Annotated in this window: 16 protein-coding genes; 8 read left to right on the top strand and 8 right to left on the bottom strand. The window is 64.1% G+C overall.

Annotated features, from left to right (window positions below):
• Positions 1-399: 399 nt before the first annotated feature.
• On the bottom strand, positions 400-840 hold the full coding sequence (locus AAC691_RS06795) for an Lrp/AsnC family transcriptional regulator (RefSeq protein WP_246285325.1): 441 nt from the start codon (positions 838-840) through the stop codon (positions 400-402).
• Between the two features lie 127 nt (positions 841-967).
• Here AAC691_RS06795 and AAC691_RS06790 point away from each other — a divergent pair, with 127 nt between their 5' ends.
• Positions 968-2,074, top strand: a complete 1,107-nt coding sequence (locus AAC691_RS06790) for a saccharopine dehydrogenase family protein (protein WP_176638924.1) — start codon at positions 968-970, stop codon at positions 2,072-2,074.
• Positions 2,075-2,104: 30 nt separating this feature from the next.
• Here the strand turns inward: AAC691_RS06790 and AAC691_RS06785 are convergent, their stop codons facing one another.
• On the bottom strand, positions 2,105-2,632 hold the full coding sequence (locus tag AAC691_RS06785) for a hypothetical protein (protein ID WP_342629443.1): 528 nt from the start codon (positions 2,630-2,632) through the stop codon (positions 2,105-2,107).
• Positions 2,633-3,287: 655 nt separating this feature from the next.
• On the opposite strand from AAC691_RS06785, the gene AAC691_RS06780 reads away from it, so the two are divergent.
• Positions 3,288-5,030: a glycoside hydrolase family 68 protein gene (locus AAC691_RS06780; protein WP_176638925.1), complete on the top strand. Its 1,743-nt coding sequence runs from the start codon at positions 3,288-3,290 to the stop codon at positions 5,028-5,030.
• A gap of 116 nt (positions 5,031-5,146) precedes the next feature.
• On the opposite strand, the gene AAC691_RS06775 is transcribed toward AAC691_RS06780, so the two are convergent.
• From AAC691_RS06775 to AAC691_RS06765, 3 genes are all read right to left on the bottom strand, one after another.
• On the bottom strand, positions 5,147-6,529 hold the full coding sequence (locus tag AAC691_RS06775) for a Hint domain-containing protein (RefSeq protein ID WP_342629442.1): 1,383 nt from the start codon (positions 6,527-6,529) through the stop codon (positions 5,147-5,149).
• A 557-nt stretch (positions 6,530-7,086) separates the two neighbouring features.
• On the bottom strand, positions 7,087-7,272 hold the full coding sequence (locus AAC691_RS06770; RefSeq protein WP_342629441.1) for a hypothetical protein: 186 nt from the start codon (positions 7,270-7,272) through the stop codon (positions 7,087-7,089).
• Between the two features lie 77 nt (positions 7,273-7,349).
• A complete protein-coding gene (locus tag AAC691_RS06765) occupies positions 7,350-7,934 on the bottom strand; it encodes a TetR/AcrR family transcriptional regulator (protein ID WP_342629440.1) in 585 nt (194 codons plus the stop codon).
• Between the two features lie 232 nt (positions 7,935-8,166).
• Here AAC691_RS06765 and AAC691_RS06760 point away from each other — a divergent pair, with 232 nt between their 5' ends.
• The gene (locus AAC691_RS06760) at positions 8,167-8,976 is read left to right on the top strand and encodes an NAD-dependent protein deacetylase (protein ID WP_342629439.1); all 810 of its coding nucleotides are present in this window, start codon (positions 8,167-8,169) and stop codon (positions 8,974-8,976) included.
• Between the two features lie 80 nt (positions 8,977-9,056).
• Here the strand turns inward: AAC691_RS06760 and AAC691_RS06755 are convergent, their stop codons facing one another.
• Positions 9,057-9,485 carry an organic hydroperoxide resistance protein gene (locus tag AAC691_RS06755; protein ID WP_176640493.1) on the bottom strand — a complete coding sequence of 143 codons (429 nt, stop codon included), beginning with the start codon at positions 9,483-9,485 and terminating at the stop codon, positions 9,057-9,059.
• Between the two features lie 197 nt (positions 9,486-9,682).
• On the opposite strand from AAC691_RS06755, the gene AAC691_RS06750 reads away from it, so the two are divergent.
• Positions 9,683-10,144 carry a MarR family transcriptional regulator gene (locus AAC691_RS06750; RefSeq protein ID WP_342629438.1) on the top strand — a complete coding sequence of 154 codons (462 nt, stop codon included), beginning with the start codon at positions 9,683-9,685 and terminating at the stop codon, positions 10,142-10,144.
• Positions 10,145-10,167: 23 nt separating this feature from the next.
• On the opposite strand, the gene AAC691_RS06745 is transcribed toward AAC691_RS06750, so the two are convergent.
• Complete coding sequence (locus AAC691_RS06745; protein WP_342629437.1) at positions 10,168-10,665, bottom strand: GFA family protein; 498 nt, start codon at positions 10,663-10,665, stop codon at positions 10,168-10,170.
• 183 nt (positions 10,666-10,848) lie between these two features.
• On the opposite strand from AAC691_RS06745, the gene AAC691_RS06740 reads away from it, so the two are divergent.
• The 3 genes from AAC691_RS06740 to AAC691_RS06730 all read left to right on the top strand — a co-directional run bounded on the left by AAC691_RS06740 (position 10,849) and on the right by AAC691_RS06730 (position 14,159).
• Complete coding sequence (locus AAC691_RS06740; protein ID WP_342629436.1) at positions 10,849-11,430, top strand: flavin reductase family protein; 582 nt, start codon at positions 10,849-10,851, stop codon at positions 11,428-11,430.
• A gap of 102 nt (positions 11,431-11,532) precedes the next feature.
• Positions 11,533-12,624: a P1 family peptidase gene (locus AAC691_RS06735; RefSeq protein ID WP_342629435.1), complete on the top strand. Its 1,092-nt coding sequence runs from the start codon at positions 11,533-11,535 to the stop codon at positions 12,622-12,624.
• Between the two features lie 65 nt (positions 12,625-12,689).
• Entirely contained in the window at positions 12,690-14,159 is a 1,470-nt protein-coding gene (locus tag AAC691_RS06730; RefSeq protein ID WP_342629434.1) for an APC family permease, read from the top strand.
• Between the two features lie 228 nt (positions 14,160-14,387).
• Here AAC691_RS06730 and AAC691_RS06725 read toward each other — a convergent pair whose 3' ends face one another.
• Positions 14,388-14,831: an Lrp/AsnC family transcriptional regulator gene (locus AAC691_RS06725; protein WP_342629433.1), complete on the bottom strand. Its 444-nt coding sequence runs from the start codon at positions 14,829-14,831 to the stop codon at positions 14,388-14,390.
• A gap of 114 nt (positions 14,832-14,945) precedes the next feature.
• Here AAC691_RS06725 and alr point away from each other — a divergent pair, with 114 nt between their 5' ends.
• Positions 14,946-16,073, top strand: a complete 1,128-nt coding sequence (alr, locus tag AAC691_RS06720) for an alanine racemase (RefSeq protein WP_342629432.1) — start codon at positions 14,946-14,948, stop codon at positions 16,071-16,073.
• Positions 16,074-16,093: the final 20 nt, after the last annotated feature.

Raw genomic sequence — 16,093 nt, 5'->3', positions numbered from 1 at the left:
GTCATTTTGCGAAGTGAGTTTGGTATTTGCGATAATCTTCGTGCAATACAGATGGGTACCTTTCTTAATAACACGCATATTTTTTTGCGATTTTAAATTGTTATTTTGGCAACATTTAATTGTGTTTTTTGCAATCGATTCCGTCCCTGCGCCCCTTTCATCGTCATGCGGCCGGTTCCCGGATCTGGACGTGAAGCGTCCCGTTTTCCGGGGGCTCCTACCTGTAAGTAGGAGCTATCATGAACATCATGAGCCGGAGAGTTGCGCCTGAGGTCCGGGAGCGTGCGCTCGGTTGGGGGGTATCGCGCCGACGACGCAAAACCCCCGTCCTTCTATCGCGAGCCTGCCGCCCGTATGGCAGACCGCCTCCAGACGGTCTGCGCATGCCCGGGCGCGTGTTCAGCGGCCGTGCGTGCCGCGGCGCCGGAACCGGGTGGACAGGATGATCGCCGAAATCGTGCGCTCGACACCGTCCAGCAATCCGATCCGGTCGATGACGCGATTGATGATTTCGGTCGAGGCCGCGCCGACGATCGCGATCATGTCCACCGTGCCGCTGACGGCATGCAGCTCGCGCACTTCCCCGATGTGCCGCAGCGCGGCTTCCACCGACGCGGCATGGCGCGGGGCGAGGGTGACCATCACGTGCGCGCGCACCGCATCCTCGGCCTCGGGCGCCGTCACGACCGTATAGCCGGCAATCAGTCCCGTCTGTTCCATCCGTTCGATGCGGCTTTGCACCGTCGTGCGTGACAGGCCCGTGCGGCGGGCCAGCGCTGCGGTCGATATCCGCGCATTGTCCTGAAGCAGGGCGAGCAGGGCTTTGTCCGTGGCGTCCATGTGCATAATGCCGATCTTATCCGACATTCTGCCGAAAAAAAGCCCGCGCGACGCGTCACACGGCCAGTTGTTTTCGATATCGTTCCTTCGTTCGATGTCGTGATTCCATATGGCGGGAGCGGATCGGATGAAGAAGATACTCGTTGTCGGCGCCGGCAAGATCGGTGCGACGATCGCGGATTTCCTTGACGCCACCGGCGATTATGCCGTCAGCCTGGTTGATCGGGACCAGGCCGGCCTGCATCGCGCCGACGTTGCGGATTCGGTCCGAAAGCTGCAGGCCGACATCGCGGAGCCCGGCATGCTCCGCCCGCTGATGGATGGGCATTATGCCGTGCTGTCCGCGGCCCCCTATCATCTGACCACGACGATCGCGCGCGCCGCGGCCGAGGCCGGGCTCCATTATCTGGACCTGACCGAGGACGTGGCCAGCACCCGCGCAGTACGCGACCATGCGGCCGGCGCGCGCACCGCCTTCGTGCCGCAATGCGGCCTGGCGCCCGGCTTCGTCTCCATCGTCGCCCATGACATCGCCCGGCGGTTCGACGCCCTGGACACGATCCATCTGCGTGTCGGCGCGTTGCCGGAATTTCCCTCCAATGCCCTCGGCTATAACCTGACCTGGAGCACGGACGGCGTCATCAACGAATATATCGAACCGTGCGAGGCCATCGTGGCGGGCGAACGCCGCATGGTTCCGGCGTTGGAGGGGCTGGAAACGCTGGGGGTGGATGGCGTGACCTACGAAGCCTTCAATACCTCGGGGGGGCTCGGCTCGCTGTGTGAAACCTATGCCGGCGCGGTGCGGGAACTGAATTACCGTACCATTCGCTATCCCGGCCACGCGCAGGCGATGAAGATGCTGCTGCGGGACCTGCGCCTTGCGGAACGACGCGATTTGTTAAAGGATATTCTGGAATATGCCATTCCGGCGACCCGGCAGGACGTCGTTTTGATCTTCGTTACGGTTTCCGGCCGGCGCGACGGACGGCTGATGCAGGAAAGCTTCGTCCGCCGCATCCATGGCGACATCGTGCATGGCCGGCCGCGTACCGCGATCCAGATCACGACAGCCGGCGCGATCTGCGCGGTGCTGGACCTGTTGAAGGACGGTCACCTGCCGGAACGCGGCGTGGTCCGGCAAGAGGACATCGCGCTGGCGGCCTTTCTCGAAAACCGGTTCGGACGCGTCTATCGGGGCGACAGAAGCCCCACGCCCATCCATGGCGCCTGACCATGGCGGCGTGACGGCGGCCCGGCGTGCTCAGACGCGGCCATAGCCGAAACTGCCGCGCGGGCGCGGCACCAGGCGGAAGGCAAGGCCGCCCGGGCTGAGATCAGGCTTGCCGTCGGCAGTGGCGGGGACCAGTGTGCCGTTCGGCAGTTCGATGTAATGGGCGATCAGCGTCGCGTGGTGCATCGCGGTATCCAGGCCGGACAGGTCGATCCGCCGATAGGTCCGGCCATCGATCGTCACAGGCTGCATCGTCCAGGTACCGGTCGGGTAGTCCGACTGATTCTGCGGATTGGCGACCATCCACATCGTCTGGACGTGCATGCGAAATGCGCCGAGCCGTGCCGTGGGTGGTCCATGCAGGACAAGCTCGACGGCCAGTTGCGCCTGCGGTCCGGGCAGGGGCTGATAGCCATACCAATCGCCGAAGATCGGCCCGGTCGGGCCGGCGCATCCGAAAGGGCCGATCATCAGCCCCGCGCATAATATTGCGATTCCCCGATTGCCGGTAGGCATGTCACCGTCGCCCTGCTTGTCCTGCCGCGCCGCGGCGATCATAGAGACTTTTCACCCGGCATGGGCTGCGCGATCGCGTGATGGGGATGGGCGGGGTCAAAGATGACGTCATCGCATTGTCGCGGGCACTGTCGCGGGTATTGAGAGTGTATCCACAAAATTTTTTGTAGAAACAAGTAAATAACTTAACAAAATCAACAGGTAAATTGTTAAATACATTTCCGGAAAATAAAGAAATATCGAGTAGAATTGATGTTCGTGTCTCGAAAATATGACAATTTTATGTCTGAAATGCTTGGATGAAAAAAAATTCCTTTTTGTCGAAATCGGCGGTTGTCGATATCGCCGTTTCATGATCTTACTGTCCCGCAGGCTTCACATCAGTTGGTGGTGCGCTGCGGAGGAATTTTAGAGGTTAAACGTGCGAGGAGGGTAGGGACTATTCATATATTCGCGGTTTAGTAAATAAAAACATACGCGAATGTTGTTATTCCTGATGTAAGTGTTATTACGGTTTTTCGCCACATTTGTGGCGGTTATTATTGAAGTCTATCGTTTCATTCCGAGCATTCTCACGGTTACGTGGCCGCAGCCTGAAAGCGTTCGGGGAGTCTATTCGCGCGCGCTGCTCAGGCTTCGCTCATGCAATCGGACCCTCCCTTTAGGTTGCTTGTCTCTTTCCCGTATGGAGGATGAAATGGCGAACGTACGCCGACGGAATCTCACCCTGAAAATGGCCCTGGTCGGGACGCTGGCTCTCACCACGACGGCGCATGCCGCGCTGGCGCGCGACGTGACGCCCGACGAACAGCGCGAAGCAGTGCGCGTCGCGCCGCATGTCGGCATGATGCCGCATGCCGCCCGGCTGTTCCCCGGAACGTCGCTGACGGGCGTGCCCGGCTTCCCGCTGCCGACGATCCACACGCAGCAGGCCTATGCGCCCGATGCGGACTTTACCGCGCACTGGACGCGCGCCGACGCGATGCAGATCAAGGCGCATTCCAACCCGTCGGTCGCGGCGGGCCAGAACTCGCTGCCCGGGCAGTTGATCATGCCGGATATTCCGGCGGATTTCCCGACGATCAATCCGGATGTCTGGGTGTGGGACACCTGGACGCTGATCGACAAGCATGCCAACCAGTTCAGCTATAACGGCTGGGAAGTCATCTTCTGCCTGACCGCCGACAAGAATGCCGGCTATGGCTTCGATGACCGCCACACCCATGCGCGGATCGGCTTCTTCTACCGCCGCGCCGGCATTCCGGCCGACAAGCGCCCGGCGAATGGCGGCTGGATCTATGGCGGGCACATCATCCCCGAAGGCGCGCAGGAACAGGTCTTCGCCGGCACGACCTACACGATCACGGCGGAATGGTCGGGGTCGATGCGCCTGCTGGACCCGAACAGCAACCAGGTGTCGCTGTTCTATACCGACATGGCATTCAACCGGAATGCGGCCGGGCAGGACATCACCCCCGCCCAGGCGGTGATCACCCAGAGCCTGGGCCAGATCCATGCCGACTTCAACCATGTCTGGTTCACCGGCTTTACCACGCACACGCCGCTGCTGCGTCCCGACGGGGTGCTGTACCAGAACGGGGCGCAGAACCCGTACTATAATTTCCGTGATCCGTTCACCTTCGAGGATCCGAACCATCCTGGCGTGAACTACATGGTGTTCGAGGGCAACACCCCCGGCCAGCGCGGTATCCCGAACTGCACCGCGACGGACCTGGGCTATCGCCCGAACGATCCGCATGCCGAGACCCTGCAGCAGGTGCTGGATAGCGGCGCCTATTACCAGAAGGCAGCGATCGGCCTGGCGGTTGCCGAGGACGCGTCGCTGTCGAAGTGGAAGTTCCTCACGCCACTGGTCGAGGCCAACTGCGTCAACGACCAGACCGAACGTCCGCAGATGTATATCAAGGACGGTAAATACTACATCTTCACGATCAGCCACCGCACGACCTATGCGGCGGGCGTGGATGGTCCGGACGGTGTGTACGGCTTCGTCGGCAACGGCATCCGCAGCGACTTCCAGCCGATGAACTATGGCAGTGGCCTGGTGCTGGGCAACCCGACGGACCTCAACACGGCGGCGGGCACGGATTACGACGCCAACCCGCAGCAGAATCCGCGGGCGTTCCAGTCCTACTCGCACTACGTGATGCCGGGCGGGCTGGTCGAATCCTTTATCGACACGGTTGAAAACCGCCGTGGCGGCACGCTGTCGCCGACGGTGAAGGTGCAGATCAAGTCCGACGCGTCGGCGGTCGATCTGCGTTACGGCAATGGCGGCCTGGGCGGCTATGGCGACATTCCGGCCAACCGGGCGGACGTCAACATCGCCGGCTTCATCCAGGACCTGGCCAGCCAGAACACGCCGGTCGGGCCGAATGTCAATGGCCAGATCCATTCCTTCCTGAACGCGAAGCAATAACGATAAGCCAAGCCAGCCTGCCCTATGGGCAGGCTGGTCTTTCATGGGTTGGCTGGTTTCCGGGCCGCCTGATGGAAGGTGAGGAGGGGGTTTGCACTCCCTCCTCATTATCAAATCTATGCGGCGCGATTCAGCTTGGCGGCATGAAACTGTGGGTCTTTGCCCTGCGTGGGTTCTCCTGCTTCCGGCGCATTCCAGCGCGGCAGGCCGCTATGACCGAGGTCGAAGCGGATGAAGAAATGACCCTTGCAGTCGTTCCAGAGAGATGAGGGCAGGGGCAGGCGGTTGGAGGTCCAGCGGAAACGTGCATCGGCCGGGCCCTCTGCGCCATAAGCCCCAAGGCTCAGCACGTCATCGTCGGCCGATACCGTGCGGCAGGCACCGATCCCGTCATCGATGGTGACGGACCGAATGGCGATACCGAGTTCGCGCCGGTCCATACTGTCCGTAACGAAGGCCGCCGCGTTCGTCGGGCTGACCAGCGTCGCGTTCTTGATCGAAGCCGGCAGCACGTAGCGCAGCGTTTGCCCATGAACCGTAGGATGATAGACATCGCCATCGGCGATGATCAGCACTTCATTGAGCTGAAAATCGGTCAAGCGCCAACCCAGGGCCTGGGCACGGGTACGCAGGCGCGCCCTGATCGCCTTGATGATCAATTCGTCGATAGTGAACGGGCGGCAATAGTTACTGAGATCGGATGCCGACCTGTCGGGATCGAGCAGGCCTTCTCCGGTCAGGAAGAAGGAGCGATTGTCCACGTCGAGATAGCTCTCGGCCGGCAGGCCGTTCGCCAGGATGATATCGTGGCTGTCCAGTTCGAGGTGCCAGTACGTAATTTCCTGGCAGTTGATCTGCTGGACCGTCGAGCCGTTTACCAGCAGATCCGCCGGCACCAGCACTTCGTCGAGGACCGGAACGCACACGCTGTGACCGGGCGACACCCAGAGATCTTGCGACGGAAGTCCCGGAGCAAATGCGCCGGCCGAGATTCTGATCGGTTTGACCTGGCTGGGCTTGGCGTGCCTGCGGCAATCGATGGTCGCATGTCCCATCCATTTGATCGAGCGCTCGACGCCCGACGCCGTGATCACCCGATCGCCCGGTGAAAGCGTCTCGATCGCCACGTCGCCATCCGGAGTCCGGATCAGCGTTCCGGAAGCAAAGCAAACGACCGACGATGTCACGCTGCCCGTGCCTGAAGCCGCGGCGATGCCGGTGCTGAGCAAGGTAACGGTGGATGTGGAAGAAGTCGGTGCCTGTCCGGTATAGGTGACGGCGACGCTGGTCAGGCCGTTCGTTCCGGAAATCGTATAATTGCTGCCGGATTGGGTTAAGGTAAGGTTATCGTAGGTCTGAGCGCTGAGTAATCCCGCAGCTTGCAGATTCAGCGATCCCGTTACGGTGTTGTCGGCATAGTTGACAACCACGGTTCCTTCGAGAGGCGTAAGGCCCGTTCCAATAGCCCCCAACAGATTGAGGGAATTGTTGATAGTCATTTGTTCTTCCACAGCGACCTCCGGTTTTGAACGAGGTGACGTGATCAGGCGGTTCCGAATACCCAGAAGGTGCTTCAGAACGATAGAGTTTGTTGACGACACACAAACGAAGTCCACGAAGATTCGGCGGAAGACTTTTAAAATTTAATTGATAACGATTTTTCTTGAAAGAGAGACGAGATATGGACATAATGTCTCTGCTTTAGGTTTTTTCGTTTCAAACAATCCATGACCGAGTCATGGATTGATATAGTTTTTTATATAAAAATAGAATTCCAATATGTTCTGGTGTTCTATTTTTTTATAATTTCCAACGGATTTTGGAATATTATCTAATATCATTTCTGTTTCCTTGGGATATTTCGGTTCTTTTCTGGAACCGGGAATGGCGGAGCTTGCGGCGTTACGTTTTGGGGCTGAATCGTCCATGTAGCCTGGATTTGACGAACTAAGAGTCGTTACAATGAAATTATAAACGCGCGGCGAGTCAGGCGACGCTTGTCGCATGGTGACGGCTTCATCCGTATCCGTGAATCACGTGGTTTGGCCGGGGTTTTTTACCTTCCGGACAATTCCATGCTGATCGCGCCTGCTTGCGTGAGCCGGTACTCGGCAGGTTTTTTGCAGTCGACGCCATGATCCCGGCGGCCGCCGCGCAGCCGGAACCGGAACTCTATTGCAAGGAAAAGGGCTTTGTTGCCCGTGGTCCGCGACACGCTGGCGGATGCGGACCGGGCCGTCATGTCGTCAACCGGCGATAGATCTCCGCGCGCGCGTCCGTGATCCTGCCGGATGCCCGCGTGTCATGGTACGACGCCGGTCATGGCATGGGGCGGGGCCCGCGATCGATGACGGCCTCGATCAGCGCGTCATCCACCGGCACCTGGCCATCGAGCATCAGCATGGCCAGGCCGTGGACCAGCGACCAGGCTCGGATGGATGCGATCCGGGCCGCGTCACTGTCCTGGTCGTTCCCGATGGATGCTGCGGCGTTCGCCCGCAGCAGGGCCAGGGCTTCGGGCTCGGGTGCTCCGCCGGCAACTCCGTCCTGGCACGGTGAGGCAAAAATCAGCCTGAACAGTGCGGGATTGGCCAGCGCGAAACGGACATAGGCGCGTCCTGTGGCGGCAAAGCCCGCGCTGCCGCCGCCCGCCGCGTCGGACGCCGCGCGCTGCGCCCGGGCCAGGCGGTTCAGCCCTTCACCGGCCAATGTGCGCAGCAGGGCGTCCTTGTCGGGAAAGTGACGATAGACGGCGGTCGCGCTGACGCCGACGGCCCGCGCGACCTCGCGCAGAGAAAGCGCATCCACGGCGCGATCGGCCAGCAGGCGCAGCCCCGCCTCGATCAAAGCGGCGCGCAGGTCGCCATGGTGGTAGGTCTGGCGCCTGACGGCGGGCTTCGCCACATCATCCTTCATGCGGACAGTGTAAACATCGTCGTGCGGCCCGGGAACAGGAATTGGCGGGAAGCGGCGCGGCACCATGAAAAAGGGCGGGGCGCGCCGCCGGATTTGACCGCACGGAGGGGAGGATTTCTGACAAGATCCAGCCAGCCCATCCGAAACGCGTGGACGGTGGACAGGGGGTGAGATGGGCGCGGGAACCGGACAGGGGTATGCGACGACGGCAGGAAAGGATGTGCAGCAGCAAGACGCGCTGCGGCATTTCGTGCATCGCCATCGGCGGCTTCTGGTCCTGACCGGAGCGGGATGCAGCACGGCATCTGGAATCCAGGATTATCGCGATCTCAATGGCGATTGGAAACGCGCCAGTCCGATCACCTGGCAGGCCTTCATGGGCAGCGATGCCGCTCGCCGGCGTTATTGGGCGCGCAGCCTGGTCGGCTGGCGGCATCTGCTGCGCGCCCGGCCGAACGACGCGCATCGCGCGCTCGCGCGGCTCGAGGCGATGGGCAGGACCGAGCATGTCGTGACCCAGAATGTCGACGGGCTGCACCAGGCGGCCGGCAGTTTGGGGGTGATCGAACTGCATGGCCGGCTCGCGCGGGTCTGCTGCACCGTCTGCGGGCATCGGACGACCCGCCTGGAGATGCAGGACCGGCTGGAGCAGTTGAACCCGGCCTGGTCGCGGTTCGATGCGGACAGCGCGCCCGATGGCGATGCCGATCTCGACGCGCAGGATTTTTCGGGCTTCGCGGTGCCGGACTGCCTGCAGTGCGGTGGCCTTCTCAAGCCCGACATCGTCTTTTTCGGCGAGGATATTCCCGGGGCGCGTAAGGCCCGGGCGATGGCGCACCTGGAACGGGCCGACGGGGTGCTGGTCGTGGGGTCGTCGCTGATGGTCCCGTCCGGCTATCGCTTCGTGCGGCGGGCAGTGGAAACCGGTAAGCAAGTGGCGGCCGTGACCCTCGGGCGGTCAAGGGCCGACGACCTGTTCACGCTGAAAATCTCACGCCCCTGCGCCCAGGCCCTGGCCTTTCTGCTCTGACCGGCCCCGAACCTGCGCCCGAATCCCGAAGGCGCGGGAACACCGGCCGGCCAATGCGATGGCCGGCCGATCGGGCACGGTCAGACGACGGACAGCTTCACGTCGATATTGCCGCGCGTGGCATTCGAATAGGGGCAGACCTGATGCGCCTTGGCGACCAGATCCTCGGCCGCGGCACGCTCGACGCCCGGCAGGGCGATGGCCAGTGCGATCTCCAGCCCGAACCCGCCTTCGGCGCGCGGCCCGATGCCGACCGTGGACGTCACGGTCGTGTCGGCCGGCACCTTGGCGCTGCCGCCCTGCGACGCCACGAACTTCATCGCGCCCAGGAAACACGCGGCATAGCCGGCGGCGAATAATTGTTCGGGGTTGTTGCCTTCGCCGCCGGGACCGCCCAGCTCCTTCGGCGTGGTCAGCTTGACGTCCAGCGCGCCGTCCAGCGTGGCGGAACGGCCGTCGCGACCCCCGGTAGCACGGGCCGAGGTACGGTAGAGGACATTTACGGACATGGTCTTGATCCTTCCTGCAATGGGTGGCGAAGGCGCGGCGCCCGTGGCCGGTTCCATCGACGCCGCCTTCGATGACCAATAAATCGCGCACGATTTGATCGTTGGCTATATAATAATTCGTATGGCTGCCATGCGGACAGTGCGCTGTCGATAAGGTCGCGCACGATTTATCTTGCGCGGTTCGAAGGAGGCCCGCCATGCCCGACGCCATTCCGACCGCCGCACCGACGCTGGATCATTTCCTGTGCTTCTCGCTCTATGCCACCAGCCACGCGTTCAATCGCGTCTACAAGCCACTGCTGGATGCGCTCGGCCTGACCTATCCGCAATATCTGGTCATGACGGTGCTGTGGCAGCAGGACGGGTTGCCGGTGGGGCAGATCGGCGAGAAGCTGGCGCTGGAGAGCAGTACATTGACGCCGCTGCTCAAGCGGCTGGAGGCCGCCCGCCTGCTGCGCCGGACCCGCGATGCGCGCGACGAGCGGCAGGTGCGGGTGACGCTGACCGAGCAGGGGGCGGCCTTGCAGGCCCGTGCCGCGTCGGTTCCAGCCGGTATCCTTCGGGCCACGGGCCGGACGCCGGAGCAGCTCATGCGGCTCAAGGACGAAATCGACGCCCTGCGGGCCGGCCTGGAACAGGCGACGCTTGATCGGCCGTGATCCCGCCAGAGGCGACGCGGCCGTCATGCGTGCCACAGCCCATGCGCACGGTGCCATTCCTCCAGCGACTGCTCGGGATATCCGTCGAAGGCACCGTCGCCCGGCCGGATATCGGGCTGTACCCAGCCGGCCTTGGACCCCAGCATGATATGCACCCGCGCGGGCGGTTCCGGCAGTTCGGTGTCGATGGCTCCTGCCGCCGGATGGACCAGGTCCGGCCATTCGGCATCATACAGCCACAGCGCTGTGCCGCAGCGCCCGCAGAAATGGCGCTCGGCGCTGCTATGTTCGACATGCCGGCCCCGGCGCCCCATCACCGCATGGACGATGCGCTTCTGGTGGGCCGGATCATGCACGTGCAGTGTGGCGGCCATGCCGGACAGGTTGACGGCATAGCCGCCCGTACCCGCCGTCTTGCGGCAGATCGAGCAATAGCAGCGCTGATAGGGAACCGGCGCCTGACTCTGGACCGAGAACGTGATCGCCCCGCACTGGCAGGATCCTTCGAGTGTCATCGGCATCGGGCTTCTCCTCCCACGTCTCGTCATCCTGTGGAAACGTTTCCACGGGCGGTTGGCTTGGTCCTCGCCATCGGTTGAACGGGCTGCGCGGCGGTGGCGGCGAACCGGGATTCGCGACAGCGGTTATGTCCCCCTGCGGGCCGCGTGCATCGCGCCGCCGGCCCGATCCGAACGGAGGGCGTCATGGCGAAGCCCCATGCCGGGCAGGAAACGGCCCGCAAGGATTTCCCCGTCGCGCAGGTGCGCCGCTATCTGGAGCCGGGGCCGATCGTGCTGGTTTCGTCGTCCTGGCAGGGGCGGCGCAACATCATGACCCTGGGCTGGCACACGGTCCTGGAATTCGCGCCTTCGCTGGTCGGCTGCATGATCTGGAACGGCAATCAGAGTTTCGAGATGATCCGCCAGAGCCGGGAGTGCGTGATCAACCTGCCGACGGCATCAATGGTCGATCAGGTCGTGGGGATCGGCAACATATCCGGCGCGGCGGCCGACAAGTTCACGCATTTCGGATTGACCGCGAAAGCCGCCACGCATGTCGCCGCCCCGCTGATCGACGAATGCCATGCCGGCTTCGAATGCGTGCTCCATGACGATGCCCTGGTGGAGCGCTATAATTTCTTCATTTTCGAGGTCGTGAAGGCCCATGTCCGGCCCGTTCCGGCCCACCCCGAAACCCTGCATTACACGGGCAGGGGAGTGTTCATGCTGGCCGGGCGGGTGATCGACAAATCAGCCCTGTTCCGGCCCGACATGCTGGTGGAATAGCACCGGCGCCCCGCATGGGGGATGGCGGAATCGGAACGATCCCGGCATGATCGCACCATGCGCGCCGGCTCACGGCGCGGGCTGGGACAAGCGGAGTATCGTATGCGGCGACAATCCACGCCCGGCGGGCGCCCGCGCGCCCGTGCGCTCGGCCTGCCGATGCCGGGCACGCCCGGACCGCTGAACGCGATCACCGACATTCCCGGCGTCACGGTCGGGCACACGACCCTGATCGGCGAGGCGCCGAACGGCGCGGCGATCCGCACCGGCGTGACTGTCCTGCTGCCCCGGCCGAAGCCCGACCTGCTGCACCCGGTCTGGGCCGGCGCGTTTTCCATGAACGGCAATGGCGAATTGACCGGCTGCCACTGGATCCGCGAAGCCGGCTGCCTGACCGGGCCGATCGCCGTCACCAACACCTGTTCGCTGGGCATCGCGCACCATGCCATCGTGCGCTGGCTGGCGCGGCGCTTCCCCGACATGGTGGGCGAGAGTTTCTGGCCGCTGCCGGTGGTGGGCGAGACATTCGACGGCTGGCTGAACGACATCGCCGGCCAGCACGTGACCGAAGACCACGTGCTGGCCGCGATCGACGGCGCCTCCGGCGGCCCGGTGGCCGAGGGCAATGTCGGCGGCGGCACCGGCATGATCGCCTATGAATTCAAGGGCGGCAGCGGCACCGCGTCGCGCCTGGTGTCGACGCGGATCGGCACCTACACGCTGGGCGCGCTGGTGCAGGCCAATCACGGCCGCCGCCCCTGGCTGACCGTCTGCGGGGCGCCGGTCGGTCCCGCCATGCCGGAACACACGCTGTTTCCCTCCGAGCGCGGTTCGCTCATCGCCATCGTCGCGACCGACGCCCCCCTGCTGCCCGTGCAGTTGCAGCGCATCGCCCGGCGCATCGCGATCGGCATGGGGCGCGGGGGCACGCCCTCGGGCAACAATTCGGGCGATATCTTCCTGGCCTTCTCCACCGCCAACGACCAGGGCGCACTGCCCGAGCCGCCGCGCCTGCGTCTCGAGGCCGTCAGCAATGACGACATGGACGCCCTGTTCCTGGCGACGGTCGAAGCGGTGGACGAAGCCATCCTCAACGCCATGCTGGGGGCCGAGACCATGACCGGCAAGGCCGGCCGCGTCGTACACGCCATCGACCCCGCGCGCCTGCGGGCGCTGGTTCCGGGTGCCCGGTAGGACCCGCCGGACGAAAGACGAAGACGAAAGACGAACAGGCACGATACGCGCAAGGAGCATGCTTGATGCCGGACGCCGAGACGCTGGATCGCCCGCCCTTCGATACCGGGTCGCCGCAGGCCGTACCCGCCGGTCATCCGGCCCCCGGACACTCGGCCCCCGGACACCCGGCACCCGGCGGCCTGCGCCGCAGCATGCGCCTGCCGGGGGCGCTGCTGATCGCCCTGTCCGCGATCTCGCCGGCCTCGTCGGTATTCATCATCGTGCCGGGCGTCCTGGCCACGGCCGGGTCGGGGGCGCTGCTCAGCATGGCGGCGGGGGCGGCCATCGCCTGGTGCCTGGCTTTCGTCTTCGCCGAACTGGCCTCCGCCTATCCGCTCAGCGGCGGGGAATACGCCATCGTCGGCCGGGTCGTCGGGCCGTTCTGGGGTTTCCTGGTCATGGGGGCCAGCCTGATCGGCAATTGCCTGATCCCGGCGGTGATGGCGCTGGGCCTGTCCACGTATCTTGGCGTGCTGCTGCCCGGCCTGCCGCCGGTGCCCACCGCCCTGGTCACCATCGCAATCGTCACCCTGGTCGGTATCCTCAATATCCGGACCAACGCGGTGCTCACCGGCCTGTTCCTGGTCGTTGAAATCCTTGCCCTGCTGGTCCTGGTCGCGCTGGGTTTCCTGCATGTCGCCCGGCCGCTCACCGGCCTGCTGCTGCACCCGGCGATGCCGGGCGGCACCGGCCTGGTGCCGGCCTCGCCCGCCATGATCGGCATGGCGACCTCGGTCGCTCTCTTCGCCTATAACGGCTATGGCGCGGCCGTATATTTCGGCGAGGAAACCCACGATGCCGGGCGCCATATCGCCCGGGCCGTGATGTGGGCCTTCGCCATCGCCATCGCGTCGGAACTGGTTCCGGTGATCGCCATCCTGATGGGGGCGCCAGACCTGCGGGCGCTGCTGGGCGCGCGCAACATGCTGGGCGATTTCATCGCGGCGCGCGGCGGGCCGATCCTGGCCACGATGGTCAGCCTGGGCATCGCGCTGGCCATCTTCAACGCGCTGATCGCAATGATGCTGCTGGCGGCACGCATCGCCTACAGCACCGGGCGCGACCGCATCTGGCCCGCCGGCCTGTCCGGCGCGCTGACGCGCACCCACCGCAGGTTCCATTCGCCCTGGGTGGCGACCCTGGTCTGCGGGGTCATCGCGGGCCTGGCCTGCCTGGTGCCCGAGACCGCGCTGCTGGTCATCACCAGTTCCACCCTCGTCCTGATCGCCGGACTGCTCTGCGTCGCGGTCATCATGGGCCGCCATAACGGCACCACGGACCACGGCCATTACCGGATGCCGCTCTTTCCCCTCCTGCCGGCCGTCGCGCTGCTGGCCATGCTGTCCATCGTCTATACCAACTGGCTCGACCCGGTGATCGGCCGGCCCAGCCTGGCCGCCACCGGCGCGATCTGCGTGGCCTCGGCGCTCTATTACCGGCTGGTGCTGCGCCGGCGTGGCGCCTGGGTGCTGCGCGGCCCCGACGATTGTTAGGGCAGATCCCGTTCAAACGGAATCGTTTGAACGGGTGAAGATGCTCGATAAAATAACAACATAGAGCATTTCCGCTGAACCGGTGTTCAGTGGAAATGCTCTAGTGTCCTGCCCGAGAAATTCTTATGAGAATTTCTCGGACCAGCAGGCCACTAAAATATTGATTCTAGTGTCCTTTCGATTCCGAAATTCGCTTGCGAATTTCGGAATCAGGACACTAGGCTATCTTCACCGCTGCACCACCGGCCGGATGGCGAAATTGCTCTGGATCCGCACCACCCCCGGCAGGCGCGACAGTTCTTCCTTGTGGATCCGCTCATAATCGGCCAGGTCGCGGGCCTCGACCCGCACCAGGTAATCCGCGTCCCCGGTCATCAGGTAGCACTCGCGCACATCCGCGCAATCCCGCACCCGGGCCTCGAACCGGCGCAGCGCGTCATCGGTCAGCCGTTCCAGCGTGATCTGCACGATCACGGTGGTCATGCTGTGGGCCGACCGCTCGTCGATGATCGCGCGATAGCCACGAATGACCCCCTGTTCCTCCAGCATCCTGACCCGCCGCAGGCATGCCGAGGGCGACAGCCCGACCCGCTGGGCGAGGTCGGCGTTGCTGATTCGCCCGTCATGCTGCAGCAGGCGCAGGATGGCTTCGGTGACGCGATCGACGATCATGATGAAATTTTCCGCCAAATTTCGTAGAATAATGCGTTAATGTGTCATATTTCGACGAATAATGCCAACAATCGGCAGGATATTTCATTACGATCCGGTATAAGCTCCTGCCTCATGACGATGTCCCTTGCTCCAGGTGCCTGGCCGGCCGATCGGGCCGGGGCCACGCTGACGATCGACCTTGCGGCGATCGCCGCCAATTATCGGCTGCTCGGCGAACGGGCGGCGGGGGCGGTGTGCGCCCCGGTGGTCAAGGCCGATGCCTATGGGCTGGGGGCCGCCCGGGTGGCGCCGGTGCTGGAGGCGGCCGGCGCGCGGGATTTCTTCGTCGCCCATGTCGATGAAGGCATCGCCCTGCGCCGGTATGTCTCGCCGGATGTGCGGATCACCATCCTGCACGGCCCGCGCCCGGGTGCGGTGGATGATTGCGTCCGGCACGATCTGCGTCCGGTCCTGAACAGCATGGAACAACTGGCCTCATGGCGGCAGGCCGCCGGCCGCCATGGACGGCGGCTCGCGGCCGCGTTGCAGGTCGATAGCGGCATGTCGCGCTTCGGCCTGTCGCCGCACGACGTGCGCGCCATCGCCGCCGACCGGTCGCTGCTCGCCGGCATCGACACGGACCTGGTCATCAGCCACCTGGCCTGCGCGGACGACCCGGCCAATCCGGCCAGCGCCGCGCAGCGCGCGCAGTTTCGCCATCTGGCCTCCATGCTGCCCCGGGCGCCGCTCAGCCTCGCCGCCTCGTCGGGGATCTTCCTGGGAGAGGGATATCATTTCGACCTGGTGCGCCCGGGGGCGGCGCTGTACGGCGTGGCCCCCACCGCCGCCGCGCCCAACCCGCTGCATCCGGTCGTGCGGCTGCGCGCCCATGTGATGCAGATCCGCGACATCGCGCCGGGCGACGGCGTCGGCTACGGGCTGACCTATCGTGCGGCCGCGCCACGCCGGATCGCCACCATCGCCACCGGCTATGCCGACGGCTTCGCGCGCCAGGGCGCGTCGCGGGGCTGCGCGTGGCTGGATGATATCCGCCTGCCGGTGGTCGGACGCATTTCGATGGATTCGCTTGCCCTCGACATCTCGGACGTGCCGGATTCCCGCCTGTCGCCGGACATGACGGTCGATCTGATCGGCCCGCGCCGTGGCGTCGATGCGGTGGCCGAAGCCGCCGGCACGATCGGGTACGAAATCCTCACCGCGCTGGGCCATCGCTATCATCGCGACTATATCGCGGCCTGAACGCCCTTCGGCTCCCTTCC

The organism is Nguyenibacter vanlangensis (genome assembly GCF_038719015.1).
GTDB classification, from domain to species: domain Bacteria; phylum Pseudomonadota; class Alphaproteobacteria; order Acetobacterales; family Acetobacteraceae; genus Gluconacetobacter; species Gluconacetobacter vanlangensis.
Note: the sequence above shows the minus strand (reverse complement) of the source record. Positions and strands in the feature narration are given on the sequence as shown.

Excerpts from the sequence above, each read along its gene's own strand:
- AAC691_RS06745 (WP_342629437.1), bottom strand. The coding sequence starts at position 10,665 with ATGCCGATGACACTCGAAGGATCCTGCCAGTGCGGGGCGATCACGTTC.
- alr (WP_342629432.1), top strand. The coding sequence starts at position 14,946 with ATGACGATGTCCCTTGCTCCAGGTGCCTGGCCGGCCGATCGGGCCGGG.
- AAC691_RS06735 (WP_342629435.1), top strand. The coding sequence starts at position 11,533 with ATGCGGCGACAATCCACGCCCGGCGGGCGCCCGCGCGCCCGTGCGCTC.
- AAC691_RS06775 (WP_342629442.1), bottom strand. The coding sequence starts at position 6,529 with ATGACTATCAACAATTCCCTCAATCTGTTGGGGGCTATTGGAACGGGC.
- AAC691_RS06770 (WP_342629441.1), bottom strand. The coding sequence starts at position 7,272 with ATGACGGCCCGGTCCGCATCCGCCAGCGTGTCGCGGACCACGGGCAAC.
- AAC691_RS06790 (WP_176638924.1), top strand. The coding sequence starts at position 968 with ATGAAGAAGATACTCGTTGTCGGCGCCGGCAAGATCGGTGCGACGATC.
- AAC691_RS06755 (WP_176640493.1), bottom strand. The coding sequence starts at position 9,485 with ATGTCCGTAAATGTCCTCTACCGTACCTCGGCCCGTGCTACCGGGGGT.
- AAC691_RS06750 (WP_342629438.1), top strand. The coding sequence starts at position 9,683 with ATGCCCGACGCCATTCCGACCGCCGCACCGACGCTGGATCATTTCCTG.
- AAC691_RS06780 (WP_176638925.1), top strand. The coding sequence starts at position 3,288 with ATGGCGAACGTACGCCGACGGAATCTCACCCTGAAAATGGCCCTGGTC.
- AAC691_RS06730 (WP_342629434.1), top strand. The coding sequence starts at position 12,690 with ATGCCGGACGCCGAGACGCTGGATCGCCCGCCCTTCGATACCGGGTCG.
- AAC691_RS06795 (WP_246285325.1), bottom strand. The coding sequence starts at position 840 with ATGGACGCCACGGACAAAGCCCTGCTCGCCCTGCTTCAGGACAATGCG.
- AAC691_RS06740 (WP_342629436.1), top strand. The coding sequence starts at position 10,849 with ATGGCGAAGCCCCATGCCGGGCAGGAAACGGCCCGCAAGGATTTCCCC.
- AAC691_RS06725 (WP_342629433.1), bottom strand. The coding sequence starts at position 14,831 with ATGATCGTCGATCGCGTCACCGAAGCCATCCTGCGCCTGCTGCAGCAT.
- AAC691_RS06785 (WP_342629443.1), bottom strand. The coding sequence starts at position 2,632 with ATGATCGCCGCGGCGCGGCAGGACAAGCAGGGCGACGGTGACATGCCT.